Origin of the sequence: Nonomuraea sp. NPDC049419, assembly GCF_040676995.1 — a bacterium.
GTDB lineage: Bacteria > Actinomycetota > Actinomycetes > Streptosporangiales > Streptosporangiaceae > Nonomuraea > Nonomuraea salmonea.
The window spans coordinates 18,415-35,754 of record NZ_JBFAQB010000001.1 but is presented as its reverse complement, the minus strand read 5'-3'; the positions used below and the strand labels follow the sequence as shown (position 1 = coordinate 35,754).

At 72.2% G+C, this 17,340-nt stretch carries 18 protein-coding genes and 1 riboswitch; of the genes, 10 read left to right on the top strand and 8 right to left on the bottom strand.

What is annotated here, in order from left to right; genetic code table 11:
- Positions 1-43 precede the first annotated feature (43 nt).
- Both AB0K12_RS00205 and AB0K12_RS00200 read left to right on the top strand, forming a co-directional pair.
- Positions 44-1,744 carry an ABC transporter permease subunit gene (locus AB0K12_RS00205; protein WP_364554514.1) on the top strand — a complete coding sequence of 567 codons (1,701 nt, stop codon included), beginning with the start codon at positions 44-46 and terminating at the stop codon, positions 1,742-1,744.
- Positions 1,741-4,050 (top strand): hypothetical protein, encoded by a 2,310-nt coding sequence (locus tag AB0K12_RS00200; protein WP_364554512.1) that lies wholly within the window; start codon positions 1,741-1,743, stop codon positions 4,048-4,050. The genes AB0K12_RS00205 and AB0K12_RS00200 overlap by 4 nt, the downstream gene beginning before the upstream one ends.
- A 12-nt stretch (positions 4,051-4,062) precedes the next feature.
- Here AB0K12_RS00200 and AB0K12_RS00195 read toward each other — a convergent pair whose 3' ends face one another.
- Positions 4,063-4,758: a zf-HC2 domain-containing protein gene (locus AB0K12_RS00195; protein WP_364554511.1), complete on the bottom strand. Its 696-nt coding sequence runs from the start codon at positions 4,756-4,758 to the stop codon at positions 4,063-4,065.
- A 34-nt stretch (positions 4,759-4,792) separates the two neighbouring features.
- Positions 4,793-5,290, bottom strand: a complete 498-nt coding sequence (locus AB0K12_RS00190) for a sigma-70 family RNA polymerase sigma factor (RefSeq protein WP_355417230.1) — start codon at positions 5,288-5,290, stop codon at positions 4,793-4,795.
- 342 nt (positions 5,291-5,632) lie between these two features.
- On the opposite strand from AB0K12_RS00190, the gene AB0K12_RS00185 reads away from it, so the two are divergent.
- The 4 genes from AB0K12_RS00185 (at position 5,633) to AB0K12_RS00170 (ending at position 7,482) form a co-directional block, all read left to right on the top strand.
- Positions 5,633-5,833, top strand: a complete 201-nt coding sequence (locus tag AB0K12_RS00185) for a hypothetical protein (protein ID WP_364554509.1) — start codon at positions 5,633-5,635, stop codon at positions 5,831-5,833.
- Between the two features lie 243 nt (positions 5,834-6,076).
- Complete coding sequence (locus tag AB0K12_RS00180) at positions 6,077-6,205, top strand: hypothetical protein (protein ID WP_364554507.1); 129 nt, start codon at positions 6,077-6,079, stop codon at positions 6,203-6,205.
- Between the two features lie 24 nt (positions 6,206-6,229).
- A complete protein-coding gene (locus AB0K12_RS00175; RefSeq protein ID WP_364554505.1) occupies positions 6,230-7,291 on the top strand; it encodes a ThiF family adenylyltransferase in 1,062 nt (353 codons plus the stop codon).
- Positions 7,292-7,356: 65 nt separating this feature from the next.
- Complete coding sequence (locus AB0K12_RS00170; protein ID WP_355417068.1) at positions 7,357-7,482, top strand: hypothetical protein; 126 nt, start codon at positions 7,357-7,359, stop codon at positions 7,480-7,482.
- A gap of 67 nt (positions 7,483-7,549) precedes the next feature.
- Here AB0K12_RS00170 and AB0K12_RS00165 read toward each other — a convergent pair whose 3' ends face one another.
- Together AB0K12_RS00165 and AB0K12_RS00160 are read right to left on the bottom strand one after the other, a co-directional pair.
- Positions 7,550-7,702, bottom strand: a complete 153-nt coding sequence (locus tag AB0K12_RS00165; RefSeq protein ID WP_364554503.1) for a hypothetical protein — start codon at positions 7,700-7,702, stop codon at positions 7,550-7,552.
- Positions 7,703-7,888: 186 nt separating this feature from the next.
- Positions 7,889-8,431, bottom strand: a complete 543-nt coding sequence (locus AB0K12_RS00160; protein ID WP_364554501.1) for a hypothetical protein — start codon at positions 8,429-8,431, stop codon at positions 7,889-7,891.
- Between the two features lie 206 nt (positions 8,432-8,637).
- Here AB0K12_RS00160 and AB0K12_RS00155 point away from each other — a divergent pair, with 206 nt between their 5' ends.
- Together AB0K12_RS00155 and AB0K12_RS00150 are read left to right on the top strand one after the other, a co-directional pair.
- Positions 8,638-9,252: a hypothetical protein gene (locus AB0K12_RS00155; RefSeq protein WP_364554500.1), complete on the top strand. Its 615-nt coding sequence runs from the start codon at positions 8,638-8,640 to the stop codon at positions 9,250-9,252.
- A gap of 81 nt (positions 9,253-9,333) precedes the next feature.
- Positions 9,334-10,860, top strand: coding sequence for a M28 family peptidase (locus AB0K12_RS00150; protein ID WP_364554499.1), 1,527 nt, complete (start codon positions 9,334-9,336; stop codon positions 10,858-10,860).
- Positions 10,861-10,901: 41 nt separating this feature from the next.
- Here AB0K12_RS00150 and AB0K12_RS00145 read toward each other — a convergent pair whose 3' ends face one another.
- Positions 10,902-11,951, bottom strand: a complete 1,050-nt coding sequence (locus AB0K12_RS00145; protein ID WP_364554498.1) for a M20/M25/M40 family metallo-hydrolase — start codon at positions 11,949-11,951, stop codon at positions 10,902-10,904.
- Positions 11,952-12,064: 113 nt separating this feature from the next.
- The gene (locus AB0K12_RS00140; RefSeq protein WP_364554496.1) at positions 12,065-13,009 is read right to left on the bottom strand and encodes an ATP-dependent DNA ligase; all 945 of its coding nucleotides are present in this window, start codon (positions 13,007-13,009) and stop codon (positions 12,065-12,067) included.
- Positions 13,010-13,066: 57 nt separating this feature from the next.
- Positions 13,067-13,162, top strand: a riboswitch (TPP riboswitch).
- Between AB0K12_RS00140 and thiD the strand changes: the two genes are divergently transcribed.
- Both thiD and AB0K12_RS00130 read left to right on the top strand, forming a co-directional pair.
- The gene (gene thiD, locus AB0K12_RS00135) at positions 13,150-13,959 is read left to right on the top strand and encodes a bifunctional hydroxymethylpyrimidine kinase/phosphomethylpyrimidine kinase (RefSeq protein ID WP_364554494.1); all 810 of its coding nucleotides are present in this window, start codon (positions 13,150-13,152) and stop codon (positions 13,957-13,959) included. Its footprint overlaps the riboswitch before it by 13 nt.
- Before the next feature lie 28 nt (positions 13,960-13,987).
- Entirely contained in the window at positions 13,988-14,662 is a 675-nt protein-coding gene (locus AB0K12_RS00130) for a TenA family protein (RefSeq protein ID WP_364554492.1), read from the top strand.
- Positions 14,663-14,668: 6 nt separating this feature from the next.
- On the opposite strand, the gene AB0K12_RS00125 is transcribed toward AB0K12_RS00130, so the two are convergent.
- Positions 14,669-16,783 carry a carbon starvation CstA family protein gene (locus AB0K12_RS00125; RefSeq protein ID WP_364554491.1) on the bottom strand — a complete coding sequence of 705 codons (2,115 nt, stop codon included), beginning with the start codon at positions 16,781-16,783 and terminating at the stop codon, positions 14,669-14,671.
- A gap of 3 nt (positions 16,784-16,786) precedes the next feature.
- Positions 16,787-17,164, bottom strand: coding sequence for a hypothetical protein (locus tag AB0K12_RS00120; protein WP_364554489.1), 378 nt, complete (start codon positions 17,162-17,164; stop codon positions 16,787-16,789).
- Positions 17,165-17,340 lie beyond the last annotated feature (176 nt).

The window sequence follows — 17,340 nt, the reverse complement described above, 5'->3', positions numbered from 1 at the left end:
GAACGAGCGGACGTCACGCCCTCCTGCCCGGGGTGAGCGGGCCGTGAGCGGGCGTGACGCGTTCCTGTTCGAGGTGGCGCCGCACCACGATGCCGGGGGGCCGGTCAGTGCGCGGGGGATCAGCCGGTGGCGGGCGGCGCTCTATCTGCTGCTCGCGGTGGTGCTGTCGGCGGGCGTGATCCTGGCGCCGCTGCTCGGGACCGTGCTGATCAGCTTCTCGCGGCCCGGCGCGTGGTCGGAGGTGCTGACCGACCCGCAGGCGTGGCAGGCGATCGGCAACACGCTCATCTGGTGGGTGCTGGTCGTCGTGGTGTGCGCGGTGGGGCTGGGCCTGGCCTGGCTGGTCAGGAATGCGGGCCCCGCGCTCGGCCTGGTCATGCGGGTCATCCTGGTGCTGCCCGCCGTGGTGTCGCCGCTGACGACGGGGGCGATCTTCCGGCTGCTGTTCGACACCAGCAGCGAGCGCGGCATGGCCGCCGCCGTGCTCGGCCGCGACACCGCCTTCCTCGGCCCCGGCTGGATCTGGCTGGTGCTCGGCCTGGCCTTCGTCTGGCAGTACGCGGGCGTCGCCTTCCTGGTCTTCCACGAGGCACTCGCCAGGCTGCCCGCGCACCTGCTGCGCGTGGCCAGGGCGTTCGGCGCGGGCCGCGGGCGCCGGCTGTGGTCCGTCGTCCTGCCCGCGCTGGCGGGGCCGGCCGCGCTGGCGTACCTGTTCGCGCTGGTGGCGGCGGCCCGCGTGTTCGACCTGGTGCTCATGGGCGTGCCTGGGTCGATGCAGGCGCTGGTCGAGGGCGGCGGGCTGTACTGGTGGCGGCACAACGACGACCTGGGATACTCCAGGGCCGCCGCGCTGGCCGTCCTGATGTCCCTGCTGGTGGCGGGGCTGGCCGCGCCCGCCCTGCTCGGCCTGCGCGGGCGGGTCACCTGGGCCGGCTCCACGCCGTCCGCGCGGCCGCCCGCCACGAGTGGCCGGCGGCTCTGGCCGCTCGGCGGCGCGGTGTCGGTGCTGTGGCTGCTGCCGTTCGCGGCACTGCTCATCACCTCGCTGCGCGACCCGGTCGCCGCCGCGCGGAGCGGGTGGTGGAACGGCGAGCCGTGGACGCTCGGCTCGTACGCGGAGGCGCTGTCCGACAGCGCGTTCACCGGGGCCCTCGGCACCACGTTCCTGCGGGCGGTGACGGTCGTGTGCGTGGTGCTGCTGGCCGCGGTGCCGGCCGCGTACGTGCTGGCCCACGAGCACCTGCTGCCGCGCCGCACCTGGCGGCCTGTCCTGCTGGTCTCGGTGGCCCTGGCGGTGCTGCCGCCGCAGGCGTTCGCGGTGCCGTTGCAGCAGACGCTGAGCCCGATCGGCACGGCACCCGCGCTGACCATCGTGCACGCGGCGCTGGTGCTGCCGCTGGCGGTGCTGGTGCTGCACAACGCGTTCGTCCGGGTGCCCGCGCCCATGCTCGCGCGCGACCGGTGGGAGCTGGTCCACTTCGTACGCGAGGCGCGGCCCGCGGTGGTGCTGGCAGGAGTGCTGACGTTCGTCCTGGTCTGGAACGATGCGATCGTCGGGCTGCTGCTCAACTGGCCGTCCGGCGACCACCTGCCGCTGATCCTGCTGGAGCAGGCCCGCCACTTCATGAGCGCGGCGAGCCCGCTCGCGGCCCAGGCGGTGCTCGCGACGGCGGTGCCCGTGCTGGTGCTGGCCGTGACCGCGCGGCTGCTGTACCGGGGGCTGACGCGGGGGGTGCGCCGGTGACGGACATCTCGCGCAGGGAGCGGCTCGGCTTCCGGCTGTCGCGGCTCTACCGGCTGGCCGCGGCGCACTGGGCGGAGCTGGGGGTCGGCGGGGCGCTGACGGTGGGCGGCGCGATCCTGATCCTCCAGGAGGAGCTGGCCAAGAAGCTCGTCGAGCTGCTGCCGATCTGGGCGGTGGTCGGGCTGCTCGCGGTGTTCGTGGTGGTGGTGCCGGTGGTGGCCGGGCTGGTCACGTACCGGATCCGGCGTCACCGCGCCCGCCCGCCGCGGCCGGTGCCGGCCACGATGCCGTTCCCCGACCGGATCGACGAACTGATCGGCCGCGAGGACGAGCTGCGGCGGATCAAGGCGGAGGCGCTCGAACGCGGCGTCGTCGTCGTGCACGGCGCCATCGGCATGGGCACGTCCACGGTCGCCGTCCAGGCGGTGTGGGAGCTGGCGGGCGAGGCGCGCAAGCAGCGCTACGCCGACCTGCGCGGCGCCGACCGGGACCGCCCCGAGACGCCGCTGAGCGTGGCCCAGCGGGTGCTGCGCACGCTCAACCGCCCGCCCGGCGGCATCCAGGAGCCGGAGGACGCCACCGAGGAGGTCATCGAGGCGCTCAACGGCACCGGCCAGGTGCTGCTGCTGGACAACGTCAGCTCGTGGAGCCAGGTCGAGTGGCTGCCGACCCGGGTGCCCGGCGCGCACATCGTGATCGCGGGCACGCTCGCCGACCAGCCGCCGCAGCACATCGAGCTCGTCCGGCTCGGCCCGCTCGCCCCCGACGCGCGGCAGGAGCTGCTGGCCCGGCACATCGGCGACGACCGGGTCACCCGCGAGCCGAAGGCGCTGGAGCTGCTCGCCGACGCCTGCCTGGGCAGCCCGCTCGAACTGGTCAGGGTCGGCCGCTGGCTGGCCGGCAACCCCGGCGTCTCCCTCCAGTCCCTGGTGGACGACCTGCGCAACCTGTCCATCCCCGACACCCTCGACTTCGTGCTCGAACGCAGCGTCAGGCAGCTGCGGCCGACCGCCAAGCGACTGTTCGTGCTGCTGGCCGGGCTGCCGATCGCCGAGGTCGACCACCAGGCCGCCGCCGCGCTGCTCGGCGTGCCGTCCGCGGCCGACGCGATCACGGAGCTGGCCAAGCTGGGGCTGGTGGAGAACGTACGGATGACGCGGGTCCGGGTGTCGGGGACCTTTCGCGGCAGCGGCGCGGCGGACCCCGGCACCGGCACGGCGGCGCGCCCGCCGAGGGAGGTGGCGGCCTGGCGGCGGCTGGTCGAGCACTTCGCCGAGCAGGCCACCGGATACGCCGGGCGGCTGCCCGCCGAGGAGGCGCGGACCTGGTTCGCGATGGAGGACCGGGTGCTGCTGCAGGTGCTCGCCCGCGAGGAGCCCGCGCCGCGTACCGGCCGGGCGCTGGCCGAGATCGGCGACGCGCTGGAGACCTGGTTCCGGCTCGAACAACGGCACGAGGACCGGCTGCGGGCGGCGGCCGAGCTGGCGCGGGCCGCCGAGTCGCTCGGGGACGAGCAGGTGCAGGCCACGGCCGAGCTGCGGCAGTGCGCGATCCTGCTCACCACGGGCGACCCGCGCGAGGCGCGCAGGCACTTCGACCGGGCGGCGGCGGTGCGCGTCAGGGTCGAGTCGTGGCCCGCCGACCTGCACCTGGCGCACGCGGCCATCCTGCTGTCGGCCGGCGACGAGTACGAGGCCGTGGAGTCCGCGCTGGTCAGGTACGGGCAGGCGCTGACCGGCGGGCACGTGGCCGGGCAGGCCGTCAGGCTGGCGAACGTGGCCGCGCTGCTCATGCGCAAGGCCCAGGCGCACGACCACGAGGGCGCCGCCGGCAAGGCCCGCGGCCTGCACACCAACGCCCGGGTGGTGCTGTTCGAGGCGCTCGACCTGGCGCGGAAGGCCGGCGACCAGGCGACGGAGGCGCACGCGCGCGAGCTCCTCGCGCTCGCCCACCACTACCTGGGCCAGAGCCACGACGTCGGCCTGCACCTGGACGAGGCCGAACGCCTCTACGCCGGGACCGCCGACGAGTTCGGCCGCGGGCGCTGCCTCGTGCACCGGGCCGGGATCCTGCTGGAGGACCCGGCGCACGAGCCCGGCACGGTGGCGGGCCTGCTCGACCAGGCCACCTCCCGCCTGCCCGCCGCCGGCATCAGCACCGCGCTCGCCCACCTGCACCTGAGCAGGCTCCGCCCGGACCGGGCCGCCGACCACCGCAAGAAGGGCTTGAGGGCCCTTCACCCATGGGACGGCATCGCCGAGCCACACCAGGTCGAGGAGCTACGCAAACGCCTGCAAGCCCCCTGACCCGCCCGCTTCTCAGACCGCCACCGTGGCGAGGGTTCTGCCGTCGAAGGTCTGGATGGTGAAGTGGTTGAGCTCGTCCTGCGGGAGGCTGGTGCCGCCGTGCAGGAGGAGCGGGTCGGGTGAGCCCGGCACGCCGTACCCCTTGTCCGGCACGCCCCAGCTCGCCACCACCTCGGAGCGGCCGTCGTCGCCGACCGCCATGAGCCGGCACTGCAGCGGGCCCTTGACCCCCTTGAGCTCCAGCGCGACGTGCGTGCCCCAGCCCTTGTCCTCCACGCCGACGAGCCCGGTCACGCCGGTGGCCGGGTCCGTCACCGAGTAGGTGCGGCCGGTCATGAGCAGGGCGCGGGCCGGGCTGTGGATACTGTCGGGATTGGGACCTGCGGTCGTGGCGCTGACACCGAGATAGGCGCCGGCCGCGACGAGCACGCAGGCCGCCGCGGTCATGAACGCGCGGTGCAGGCTGCGGCGGCGCCGCTCGGTGGCGGCGCGGCGGACGAGGAGCGATTCGACCTGCGGATCCGGCGGCTGCGGCAGCAGGTCGTCCGGATGCACCCCCTTGATCAGCTCTCCCATGGCGGCGAACGACCCCACCTCGGCGGAACACGTCCTGCACCCGTGCAGATGGCGCTCGAAGGCCGCCCGCTCATCCCCGTCGAGCAGGCCCAGCGCGTACGCGGCCACATCCTCGTGATGTACCTCGGTCATGGCGCCACCCCCCTGTCATCGTGACGCACCTTGGTCACGGCAGCGTCACCCCCCTTTCCTCCAGCGCGACCCGTAAGGCGCGCATGGCGTAGTACACGCGGGACTTCACCGTGCCGACGGGCACGCCGATCGTCTCCGCCGCCTCCTGGAGTGTGCGATCCAGGAGGAACGTCTCGGTGAGCACCTGCCGGTGCGCCGGGGAGAGCGACATCATCGCGTCGGTCACGACGATCTCGCGCAGCAGCTGTTCGTCCTCGGCGGCCACGGGCTGGGCGCGGTCGGAAAGGTCTTCGACGGTGTCGAGGGGGCGGGCGCTGTTGCGGCGCCGGTCGTCGATGACGACGCGCCGCGCGACGGTCGCGAGCCAGGGCATCAGCGAGCCCGATTCCGTGCGCAGGTCGTGGAGGTTGCGCCAGGCTCGTACGAGCGTCTCCTGGACGACGTCCTCGGCCCAGCGGCGATCGCCGCCCGTCAGCCTGATGGCGAAGGCCAGCAGGGGGGCGCCGTATTCGCGATAGAGGGCTCGGACCATGGCCTCGTCCGTTACGCGGTGATTCACCACGAGCGGGCTCCTCGTGCTGCGGATATCATGAAATACCGCACTCGGTACGCTGATATTGGGAAATATCACTCTAGCGACGGCGCGCCGCGCGGGTGGGGCATTTTGCGAACCTCGCCGCATAACTAGATTATTCCGCCAAATCGTGCTTCAGTCCCCTGGAGAGGGGATGATGATCATCCGCGATCCGGCGGCAGGCACCCCGCTCGTGCCGGGCTTCACGATCAGCGTGGGCCAGCCCGAGCGTACGCAACCCTGGCGGCCCTCGCGGCGGCGGGCGCGATCCGCGTCTTCGCCGGCCCCGACGCCGGCCGGGTGGCCTGGCTGACGCCGGGCAGCCACAACGGCACGCTGCTGGACGAGCAGGGCGCGAGCGGCCCTGTCGTGCTGCGGCCCGACGGGGTGCCGCAGCGCAATATGGCGGTGGCGCTGCTTTCGTCGCTGTTGCCGCTGCCGATTTCGGTGGCGATGGCCATCCTGGTACAGAGCCCGTATTTCCTGTCTTCGGAATTCTGACCCCGGTCACCTTCTTCGCCACGCAGTGGGTGGAAGGGCGGCAGCGCAGAAAGAAAGAGCGCGAGTTCGACCAGCGCAGACGCGCGACGACGGAGATCGTCAGGCAGCACGTCGTACGCGAGCAGTGGCTGCGCCACGTGGCCGCCCCCGACGAGGTGGACCTGACGTTCGCCGCCACCCACGAGGGCCCCGGGCTGGGCCGCGCAACGCCGACTCCCCGACGGGCTCGCGCTGCGCGTGGGGGTGGCCGACGAGCCGGCCACGATCGCGTCCGGCGGGGAGCCGTGGCCGGAGTTCGTCCCGCCCGGCCGCGCCTACCTGGCCGCGTCCCGCCGCCTCGACCTCGTGCGGCTCGCGACCTTGACCCTGTAGCCGGCCGCTGACCACGATCGGGGCATGCGCTTTCCCCGCGTCAAGCCCGAGCACGCCCCGCAGCGGCTCGGCGACGGGACCATCCGGCTCGGCGGGGCGATGTTCGGCCTGGCCACGGAGATCCACGACGCCGACGGCCGCGCCTGGTCGGCCCTGACGCTCATGGACGGCACCCGCGCGCCCGCCGAGATCGCCGCCGAGCTGCGCGCCGGCTTCGCCATGCTCACCCAGGAGGAGGCCGACGAGCTGGTGGCCGCGCTGCTGGCCTCGGGCCACGTGGAGGAGACCGCGCCGGGCCCCTGCGACGAGCTGAGCGAACGGGAGAAGGAGCGCTACAGCCGCAGCCGCGACTACTTCCGCTGGGTGGACCTCACCCCGCGCGACCACGGCTGGGAGCCGCAGGTCAGGCTCAGGTCCGCGCGCGTGCTGGTGATCGGCCTCGGCGGTACGGGCACCCACGCCGCCTGGTCGCTGGCCGCCTCAGGCGTGGGCCGGCTGCACCTGGTGGACCCCGACGTCGTCGAGCTGTCGAACCTCAACCGGCAGGTCCTCTACACCGAGCCGGACGTCGGCCGCCCGAAGGCGGAGGCGGCGGTGGAGCGGCTGCGCCGGGTCAACTCCGACATCTCGGTCACCGGCGAACCGCTCACGGTGGACGGCCCCGACGCGCTGGCCCGCCTGATCGACGGCTTCGACGTGCTGGCCCTCTGCGCCGACCGGCCCGGCGAGCCGGACGGTATCAGGACGTGGGCCAACCGGGCCTGCGCGCGGGCGGGCATCCCGTGGGTGACGGGCGGCTACAACGGGCCGCTGGTCAGCGTGGGCGTCTTCGGGCCTGGCGGTCCGTGTTTCGCGTGCGTACGGGCCGGCATCCCGCCGCAGCCCGGCGACGGCTACGCCTGGCCCGGCGTCACCGGCATGTCGGCCGGGCTGTCGGGCCAGCTCGTGGCGTACGACGTGGTGCAACTGCTGACCGGCCTGTCGGTCACCCCGCCGGGCTATTTCCACGGCCTGTCATTGCTCGACCCGGATACGCATGTTTTTGCGCGATATCCCACCCGCAGCGGGTGTAATTTCTGTTATTAAGGGGGATGCGAAGGGAATCATACCGTCACCCCACTGTTTTCCTGACTTGCCCGGTAAGGAGTGCCATGAGCAACCCCCCTGCCCCGCAGAATCAGCAGGAGCGGAAGGCCCCCACCACGATCACCATCCGCCGCCTGACCAAGGCCGAGACCCCGGGCGTGCTCCACCCCAGCCACGGCAACTCCAACTGAGCGAATTTCGGGGTGACCGCCGGTAATTGGGCAAGGACGATTTTCTTCTTCGAAACTCGGGACCGTCCTATGCGCCGCCGCTCAGTGACGCGTGGAGTTGGCGGTGCTCGACGATGGCGGTCTTGAGGAACTGGCTCATGCCCTCCAGGCCCCGCATGACCTGGCGGGCGCCGTTGTTCCACTGATCGTAGTCCTGCTGGAATTCGACCTTGGCGTCCACCAGCCGGGCCAGGTCGCCGGTACGCCCGGCGCGCCGGACGTCGAAGGCGTCGCGGCCTCCTGGCGGTTCGCGCTGAAGGCGCCGACGCCCGCGAACGACGCGGCGTCCTCCTCGCCCGCACCCGGTGCGCGAGCGCGGAGCCGCCGAGCACCCGCCCGCCGCCACAACGGCTCAGGCGGCGGAGGCTCAGGACGCCGGACCCGCTCCCCGCTCGTACGGCATCGTCCGCCGCTCGGCCGCCAGCAGCAGCTCGTGCACCGAGCCGCCACGGCGCCGCCCTGGATGCCCGAGCAGGATGCGGACCAGGTCCACGGCCGGCGGGCGGGCACCCGGATCCGGGCGGCGGCACTCGTCGATCACCGCGCGCAAGGCGGGCGGCAGCCGGTCGAGGTCGGCGCCGTCGTCCGGCAGCCGCCCCGTCGCCGCGAACACCACGACGTCCGCCCAGTCGCCGACGTCGTGCCCGGGGAACAGGCTGTCCCTGGGCCCCGGCGCGAAGAACGCCTGCCCCTGGGGTGAGATCAGCACGTTCGCCGGGCTGAGCCGCAGCCCCGCGATGCTGCCCAGGTGCAGGCGCGCCATCGTGGTGGCGGTGCCGAGGGCGAACAGATAGAGCCGCTCGCCCGTGAGCGGGCCCGCCGTCTTGAGCACGGCGGTCAGAGACTCGCCCATGCCGAGGTAATCGCGCGGCCGAAGAGCCAGGCCGTCGCTCCATCCGTGAAATTCCATCGCCGTCCCCGTGGTGGCCGGTCAGCGTGGGCGGCACCGCCGGTGATCGCGTTCCGGCAGGTCATCGGCGGGTGCCGCAGGTCCGACAGGTTGTACGCCGGCACCCCGCGACGGGTTCAACCCATGCCGAGCGAGTCTGGCGGGCTTGACCTTGACGCGACGTCAACGTGTGCCATGAGCGGGAAACCGCCGGAGGAAGGAAGCACATGGTCAGAGCGGTGCTGCGGATCGTGGGGTTCGAGGTCAAGGGCTTGGCCGCCATCGCGGCCTGGATCGTGCGGCGGCGGCACGGGGTGCCGGACGGGGCGGCGGCGCTCGCGTACGGCCAGGAGCAGGCGTTCATGCTGGGCCTGATGAGCTTCGCGATGGCGGTCGAGACCGTGGTCGTGGACCTGCTGCTGGCCGCGCTCGGCGTGCCCGCCTGGCTGCGGTACGGGGTGCTGATCGCCGACCTGTACGGCCTGCTGTACGTCCTCATGCTGGCCGCCGGCTGCGCCACCAGGCCGCACGTCGTCACCGCCGACGAGCTGCGCGTCAGGTACGGCGTCTACCTCGATCTGCGGGTGCCCCGTGAGCTGGTGGCGGGCGTACGGACCGGGCGGGCGTACCACCAGGGCGGCATGATCACGGTCGAGGGCGGGCGGCTGACCGTGGCGGTCTCCTCGCAGACGAACGTGACGGTCGAGCTGGCCGAGCCGGTCACCGTGGTCCGCCCGCTGGGCCGCCGCGCCGAGGTGACCTCGGTCAGGTTCTTCGCCCAGGACCCCGAGGCGGCGGTGGCGGCGCTCAAACCCGGCATCACCACTCGTACGAACAGCTAGGCGAACCACCTTCGCGGCGTTACCGTCCATTCAGCACCATCTCGGGATCTTCCACCCTCGACCTCGGATGGAGGCGCCGCCTTGCTCTTATCTAGGCGTACGTCCTGGAAAACGAGATCACCCCTCATCGCGGCGATCGCGGCACTGTCCCTCATCACGGTGATGCCGGCCGGGCCGGCGCGGGCCGCCGCGCCGCCGGACATCTCCCTCACCAACGTCAAGGCCCACCTGTCGCAGCTCCAGTCCATCGCCACCGCCAACGGCGGCAACCGGGCGCACGGCAGGCCCGGCTACCTCGCCTCGGCCGGCTACGTCAGGTCGCAGCTCGACGCGGCCGGCTACACCACCACCCTGCAGTCGTTCACCTACAACGGCGCGACCGGCTACAACGTCATCGCCGACTGGCCGGGCGGCGACCCGGACGACGTGCTCATGGTGGGCGCGCACCTCGACAGCGTCACCGCGGGGCCCGGCATCAACGACAACGGCTCGGGCAGCGCGGCCGTCCTGGAGACCGCGCTCGAAGTCTCCCGCCAGGCGCTGCAGCCGGCCAAGCACCTGCGCTTCGCCTGGTGGGGCGCGGAGGAGCTGGGGCTGCGCGGGTCGCGGTTCTACGTGAACACCCTGCCGGCCGCAGAACGCGCGCGGATCAAGGGGTACCTGAACTTCGACATGGTCGGCTCCCCCAACGCCGGATATTTCGTCTACGACGGCGACAACTCGGACGGGACGGGCGCCGGGCCGGGCCCCGCCGGGTCCGCGGCCCTGGAGCACACCCTCCAGGACTACTTCACCTCCATCGGCGTCCAGACCCGCGGCACCGACTTCGACGGCCGCTCCGACTACGGGCCGTTCATCGCGGCGGGCATCCCGGCCGGTGGCACGTTCACCGGGGCCGAGGGCGTCAAGACCAGCGCGCAGGCCGCGCTGTGGGGCGGCACCGCGGGGCAGGCGTTCGACGTCTGCTACCACCGCTCCTGCGACACCACGGCCAACATCAACGACACCGCGCTGAACAGGAACGCCGACGCCATCGCCTACGCCGTGTGGACCGTCGCCACCGCCGCACCGCCGGTCGTGGTCTGGCAGGACACGTTCGAGACGGCCACGGGCTGGACGGCGAACCCGAACGGCACCGACACCGCCGCCACCGGGCTCTGGGAGCGGGGCGCCCCGCAGGCCACCACCTCAAACGGCGCCAAGCAACTCGGCACCACGGTCAGCGGCACGAACGACCTGGTGACCGGCCGCCTGGCCGGCTCGTCGGCGGGCGACCACGACATCGACGGCGGCGTCACCTCGATCCAGTCACCGCCGATCACGCTCCCCTCGGCAGGTCCCCTCAACCTGTCCTTCTCGTACTACTTGGCGCACGGCTCGAACGCCTCCAGCGCCGACTACCTGCGCGTCCGCGTCGTCTGCGGCACCACGACGACCGTGCTCAACCAGCCCGGCGCCGCCACCAACCGCAACGGCGCCTGGACCACCGCGACGGCGAGCCTGAACGCCTACGCGGGCCAGACCGTCCGCATCCTCATCGACGCCGCCGACGCCTCAGGCGCCTCCCTCGTGGAGGCCGGCGTGGACGACGTCACCATCACCCGCTGACCGCGACCGGGGCGAGAGTGCTCTCGCCCCGGCGAAGCGGGCTACGGGGCGGTGCGTGGCGGGATGCCGCGCAGGTCGAAGGCGAAGCGGGCCGTCGAGTCCGCAATGGCGTCGGCGTTCACGTCGAACACCTTCGCGTTGACGTTCGCGAGGGTGTCGCACCCCTGGTGATAGCACGGGTCGTACGGCGCGCCCGCCGTGCCGCCGAACTTCGCCGCCTCCTCCGGCGTCTTGACGCCCTCCGCGCCGGTGAAGATGCCGCCGGCCGGGATGCCGACCGCGATGAACGGCCCGTAGTCGGAGCGTCCGTCGAAGTCGGTGCCGACGGTGGGCAGCGTGCGGCTCTTGAAGAAGTCGGCGAGCTGCCGCTCGATCAACGCCGATCCGGCCGGGCCCGCGGGCGAGCCGACGCCGTCGGAGTCGTCGCCGTCGTACAGCTTGTACGCGTGGTTCGGCGAGGCCACCATGTCGAAGTTCAGGTACACCCTGATCCGGTCCCGCTGCGCCTCCGGCAGCGACTCGACGTACTGGTCGGACCCGAGCAGCCCGATCTCCTCAGCGGCCCAGAACGCGAAGCGCACCTTGTGCTTGACCGGGTAGAGCGCCATCTCCTCTGCCACCTCGAGGACGGCGGCGGTGCCTGAGCCGTTGTCGTTGATGCCGGGGCCCTCCGGCACGCTGTCGAGGTGCGCGCCGACCATGACGACGTTGCGCGGGTCGCCGAAGCGGGACTCGGCGATCACGTTGTCGTTCTTGCCGAGCACGAGCGTGGCGTCCACCTTGACCCTGGCCGTGGTGCCGGGGTTCGCGGCCAGCTCGGCGCCGACCGCGAAGTCGGTGTAGAGCATGGGGATGCCGGCCCGCCACTCACCGAGGTCGAGCGGGGTCGAGTCGGTACGTCCCGGCTGGCCCTCGTTGAAGACGATGACCGCGGACGCGCCCGCGAAGCCCGCGTTGCGTACCTTCTGGGCGAACGGGCAGGTGCCGCGCTGGATGAGCGCGATGTTTCCGGCCACGAACCCGGCGAAGTCCGCCTCCTCGCAACCGCTGGTCGAGGTGGGCGCGGGGGTCGGCGGCAGGGTCAGGTCCACGCCCTGCACCTGCGCGGTGACGTCACCGGGCGGCGAGGGCTGGAAGGTGTGGAAGTCCTCCCCCGGACTTATCCGCCGCCAGCCGTGGGCAGGCAGCCCGGCGCCGCAGGCGGCTATTCGGCGCGGCGGGCGCGGGCGCGGCGCTTGCCCTCGTGCATCGCCTGCACGCGCGCCACCGGGATCGTGTGCCCCTCCTCGACGAGGTCGGCGGGCAGCGCCTGCGGCTCCGGCATGTGCTCGGCCCACGGATCGGACTCACCCAGCCGCTCGACAGCGGTGCGGATGGTGAACTCGCCAGGCCGGACGCCGTCGAGCTCGTCCCACGCCACGGGGAACGAGACGGGCACGCCGGGCCGGATCCGCGGGCTGTAGGCGGCCGCCACCGTCGCGCCACCCGCCCGCGTGGAGTCGAGGAACACCTTGCCCTCGCGGTCCTCCCTGATGAACGCGGTGGTGGCCAGCGCCGGGTCCAGCCGCTCGGCGCGGGCGGCCAGCGCCCGGGTGGCGGCGGCCAGGTCGTCCATCGCGGTGCCGGGCACGACGGGCACGAAGACGTGCACCCCCTTGGCCCCGCTGGTCTTGACGGCCCCGGCCAGCCCGCAGTCGGCCAGCGCCTGCCTGACGAGGTGCGCGCCCCGGACGGCCGGCGCGAAGGAGTCGTGCTCGGGCGGGTCGAGGTCGAGCACCATGTGCGTGGGGTGCTCACCGGCGTAGAGCGCCGGGTGGTATTCGACGGCCCGCTGGTTGGCGAACCAGAGCAGCGTCCTGCGGTCGTCGCACAGCGCGTACGTGACCTGCCGCCGCGAGGAGTCAGCCCACACGGTCACCGACCGCACCCAGTCGGGAGCGTATCTGGGCAGGTTCTTCTGCATGAACGGCTCCTGCCCGGGGCGGACCCGGATGACCGAGAGCGGCCGGTCGCGCAGCACGGGCACCATCCGGCCCGCGACCGCGTCGAGGTAGTCGACCAGGTCCCGCTTCGTGGCGTCGGCGCCGTCGAAGAGGGGCTGGTCGAGATTGGTCAGGGAGACCCCGTCGCGCGTCTCGTCAGCGGCCACCCGCCCTACGATGCCCACACTCGAACGTGTGGTCAACAACCCGGCCTGTTAGAGTGAGCCGTTGACGCGGGGTGCCCGGAAAGCCGGGCTGAGATCACACCCGTCGAACCTGATCTAGTTCGCACTAGCGAAGGGACGTCATGTCAGCGAACGCCGTTCCCAAAGTCCTGACCATCGCGGGCACCGATCCGAGTGGCGGGGCCGGCATCCAGGGCGACCTCAAGACCTTCTCCGCGCTCGGCGCGTACGGCATGACGGTCGTCACCGCGCTGGTGGCGCAGACCACGACGGGCGTGACCGGCATCCACGAGGTGCCCGCCGCGTTCGTGGCCCAGCAGCTCGACACCCTGCTCACCGACGTGCCCGCCGACGCCGTGAAGATCGGCATGCTGGGCGACGCCGACCTGATCAAGGCGGTGGCGGCGGCGCTCGACACGTACCGGCCGCCTTACGTCGTGCTCGACCCCGTCATGGTCGCCAAGAGCGGCGACCGGCTGCTGCCCGCCGACGCGGTGAGCGAGCTGCGCCGCACGCTGCTGCCGCGCGCCGACCTCATCACCCCCAACCTGCCCGAGGCGGCCGACCTGCTCGGCGAGCCGCAGGCGAGCGGGCTGCCCGAGATGCACGCGCAGGCGGCCAGGCTGCGCGCGCTCGGCGCCCGGCAGGTGCTGCTCAAGGGCGGCCACCTCGACGGCGACACCTGCGTCGACGTGCTGGCCACGCCCGAGGGCACGATCGAGCTGGCCGCGCCGCGGGTGCCGACGCACAACACCCATGGCACGGGCTGCACGCTGTCCTCGGCGATCGCGGCGCTGCGGCCCCGCCACGACAACTGGCCCGGTGCGGTGCGCGCCGCGAAGGACTACCTGACGCAGGCGCTGCGCGCCGCCGACTCGCTGGGGGTCGGCCACGGCCACGGCCCCGTCCACCACTTCCACAACGCCTGGTAACCGGCCCCCCTCTCGCGAAAGAGACGCGATGTTCTGCGATGACATCTGGCAGCGCACGTCCGAGCTGATGCGCGCCATCCACGAGCACCCCTTCGTGACGGCACTCGGCGACGGCTCGCTCGACCGTGAGACGTTCGCCTTCTACATGGTGCAGGACGCCCGCTACCTGGAGGCGTTCTCGAAGGCGCTGGCGGCGGCCTCCGTCCGCGCCGACGACTCCGACGAGGCGGCGTTCTGGGCCATGAGCGCGCACACCGCGCTGGTCGCCGAGCGCGAGCTGCACTCCGGCTACATCGAGGAGCTGGGCGCGGCCGTCAAGGGCATCGTGACCTCGCCGACGTGCCTGGCGTACTCGTCGTTCCTGCAGGCCACGGCCCTGTCGGCGCCCTACCCGGTGATCGCGGCGGCGGTGCTGCCGTGCTTCTGGATCTACCAGGACGTCGGCACCGCACTGCTCGCCAAGGCCGGCGACGACCCGGCGCATCCGTACGCGAAGTGGATCTCCACCTACTCCGATCCCGAGTTCGCCGCGTCCGTCGAGCGGGCCAAGGCCATCACCGACCGGCTCGCCGTCGCCTCCCTCCCTGACACCCGCGAGGCGATGGCGCAGGCGTACGGGCGGGCGGCGGCGTACGAGTGGATGTTCTGGGACAGCGCGTGGCGGCGCGAGGGCTGGCCGACGGCGAGCTGGCTGGCCCCCTGACGCCGCTCAGGGCGACTTCGTCATCAGCTCCTTCTCCTCGCGGGTGGCGATGAGCCCCGACGGCGCCACGATCGTGGACTCCTGGAACGGCGCCTCCGTGTCGGGCAGCGGCTCGCGCAGCCGGATCGCCTTGAGCCAGATGCGCGCCGCGTCGAGGATGACCACGATGATCAGCACCGCGAAGAGCGCGGCCAGCACGCCGTCCACGGTCGAGTTGATGACGATCTGCCGCATCGCGTCCTCCGTCCTGGCGGGCGCGAGCAGCTCGCCCTGGTCAAGCGCGGCCTGGTAGCGGTCGCGCTGGGCGAAGAAGCCGAGTGTCGGGTCGGAGGAGAACACCTTCTGCCAGCTCGCGGTGAGGGTGACGGCGACGTCCCAGGCCAGCGGGACGCCCGTCACCCACGCCCACTTGAGCCGCCCGCTCTTGATGAGCAGCGTGGTGGCCACGGTGAGCGCGACGGCGGCGAGCAGCTGGTTCGCGATGCCGAACAGCGGGAAGAGCTGGTTGATGCCGCCGAGCGGGTCGTTGACGCCCTGGTAGAGGAAGTAGCCCCAGGCCGCCACCACGACGGCGCTGGTCGCGACGAGCCCGGGCCACCAGCTCACCCGGGAGATCGGCTTCCACAGGTTGCCGATCGTGTCCTGGAGCATGAAGCGGCCCACCCGCGTGCCCGCGTCCACGGTGGTGAGGATGAACAGCGCCTCGAACATGATCGCGAAGTGGTACCAGAACGCCTGGAGTCCCGCGCCGCCGAGGAAGCCGGAGAAGATCTGCGAGATGCCCACGGCCAGGGTGGGCGCGCCGCCCGTCCGCGCGATCAGCGTCTCCTCCTGCACGGCCGCCGCCGCGGCCTGCAACTGCTCGGGGGTGATGACGAAGCCCATGTTGGTGACGGCTTCTGCGGCGCTCTGCACGGTCGCGCCGACGACGCCGGCCGGTGAGTTCATCGCGAAGTAGAGGCCGGGGCTCAGCACGCAGGCCGCGGTGATCGCCATGACCGCCACGAACGACTCCATGAGCATGGAGCCGTAGCCGATCATCCTGACCTGCGTCTCCTTCTGGATCATCTTCGGCGTCGTGCCGGACGAGATCAGCGCGTGGAAGCCGGACAGCGCGCCGCAGGCGATGATGATGAACACGAACGGGAACAACGACCCGGCGAAGACCGGCCCCTCGCCGTTGAAGGCGAAGTCGGTGAACGCCGTCGTCCGCAGCGGCGGCATGGTGACCGCGATGCCGACCGCGATCAGCACGATCGTGCCGATCTTCATGAAAGTCGACAGGTAGTCGCGCGGCGCGAGCAGCATCCAGACGGGCAGCACGGCGGCGACGAACCCGTACGCGATGAGCCACAGCGCCAGCGCCGACGGGCTGAGCGTGAAGAACGGCGCCCAGCTCGACTCCTGCACCCAGCCGCCCGCCATGATGGCGAGGATCAGCAGCACGACCCCGATGACCGTCGTCTCGACGACCCGGCCCGGCCTCATCACCCGCAGGTAGAAGCCCATGAACAGGGCGATCGGGATGGTCATCGCGATCGAGAAGACCCCCCAGGGCGACTGGGCGAGCGCGTTCACCACGACCAGCGCCAGCACCGCGAGCAGGATGATCATGATGGCGAAGACCGCGATCAGCGCCGCCGCGCCGCCCACCGGGCCGATCTCCTCGCGGGCCATCTGCCCGAGGCTCCTGCCGTTGCGCCGCATGGAGAAGAACAGCACCACCATGTCCTGCACGGCCCCGGCGAAGATCACCCCCGCGATGATCCAGATCGTGCCGGGCAGGTAACCCATCTGCGCGGCCAGCACGGGACCGACCAGCGGCCCCGCCCCCGCGATGGCGGCGAAGTGGTGGCCGAACAGGATGCGCCGGTCGGTCGGGTGGTAGTCGATGCCGTTGTCGAGCCGCTCGGCGGGGGTGGCCCTGCGGTCGTCGGCCCGCAGCACCTTGCGGACGATGAAGCGGGCGTAGAAGCGGTAGGCGATCGCGTACGAGCCGAGCGCGGCGCACAGCAGCCAGACCGCGTTGACGTTCTCGCCTCTGGACAGGGCGAGCACCGCCCAACCGACGGCCCCGACGAGGGCCACCGCCGTCCAGATGATGATGGAACGCAGCTTCACCGGTTACCTCCCATGTGTCTGGCGACGGACAGGATCATGAGCAGGGTCGTGAGCCGGGTTTTGTGCGGGACGGCCCAGGCAGCAGCGCAGCCCGGCGTCCGGCAGCAGGTCGGTGGTGAAGCGCCGCCAGCGCCACAGCGGGCGGCAGTCGATGGTGACGGGCAGCTCGGCGAGGTGCACCCAGGCCGTCGGGTGGGCGTACACGAGGCCGGTCGGGCCGAGCCCGCGCGCCCGGCGCGGCAGCCGCGAGCGCCGCAGCGGCCTGACCGAGAACTCGCCCGCGTCCGCGCAGCACAGGCCGGTGACGTGCCAGTCGAAGAAGACCACTTCGTCGCCGCGCAGGGCGTCACGGGCGGCGGGGGTGAGCGTGACACGGGACATCCGTGGCTCCTGGTGAACAGGCAGCTCAAAGGTAACGTCGGCCGTACCCGGCGGGTGCTCCGTTGAAACGCTTCAGTGCCTCACGAAACGATCACGTGAGCGATCGGCGCGCATTATCCGGAAATTTCGTCTCATTTACACCATGGACAACAATCCGTCACCTAGGTACGTTCGCT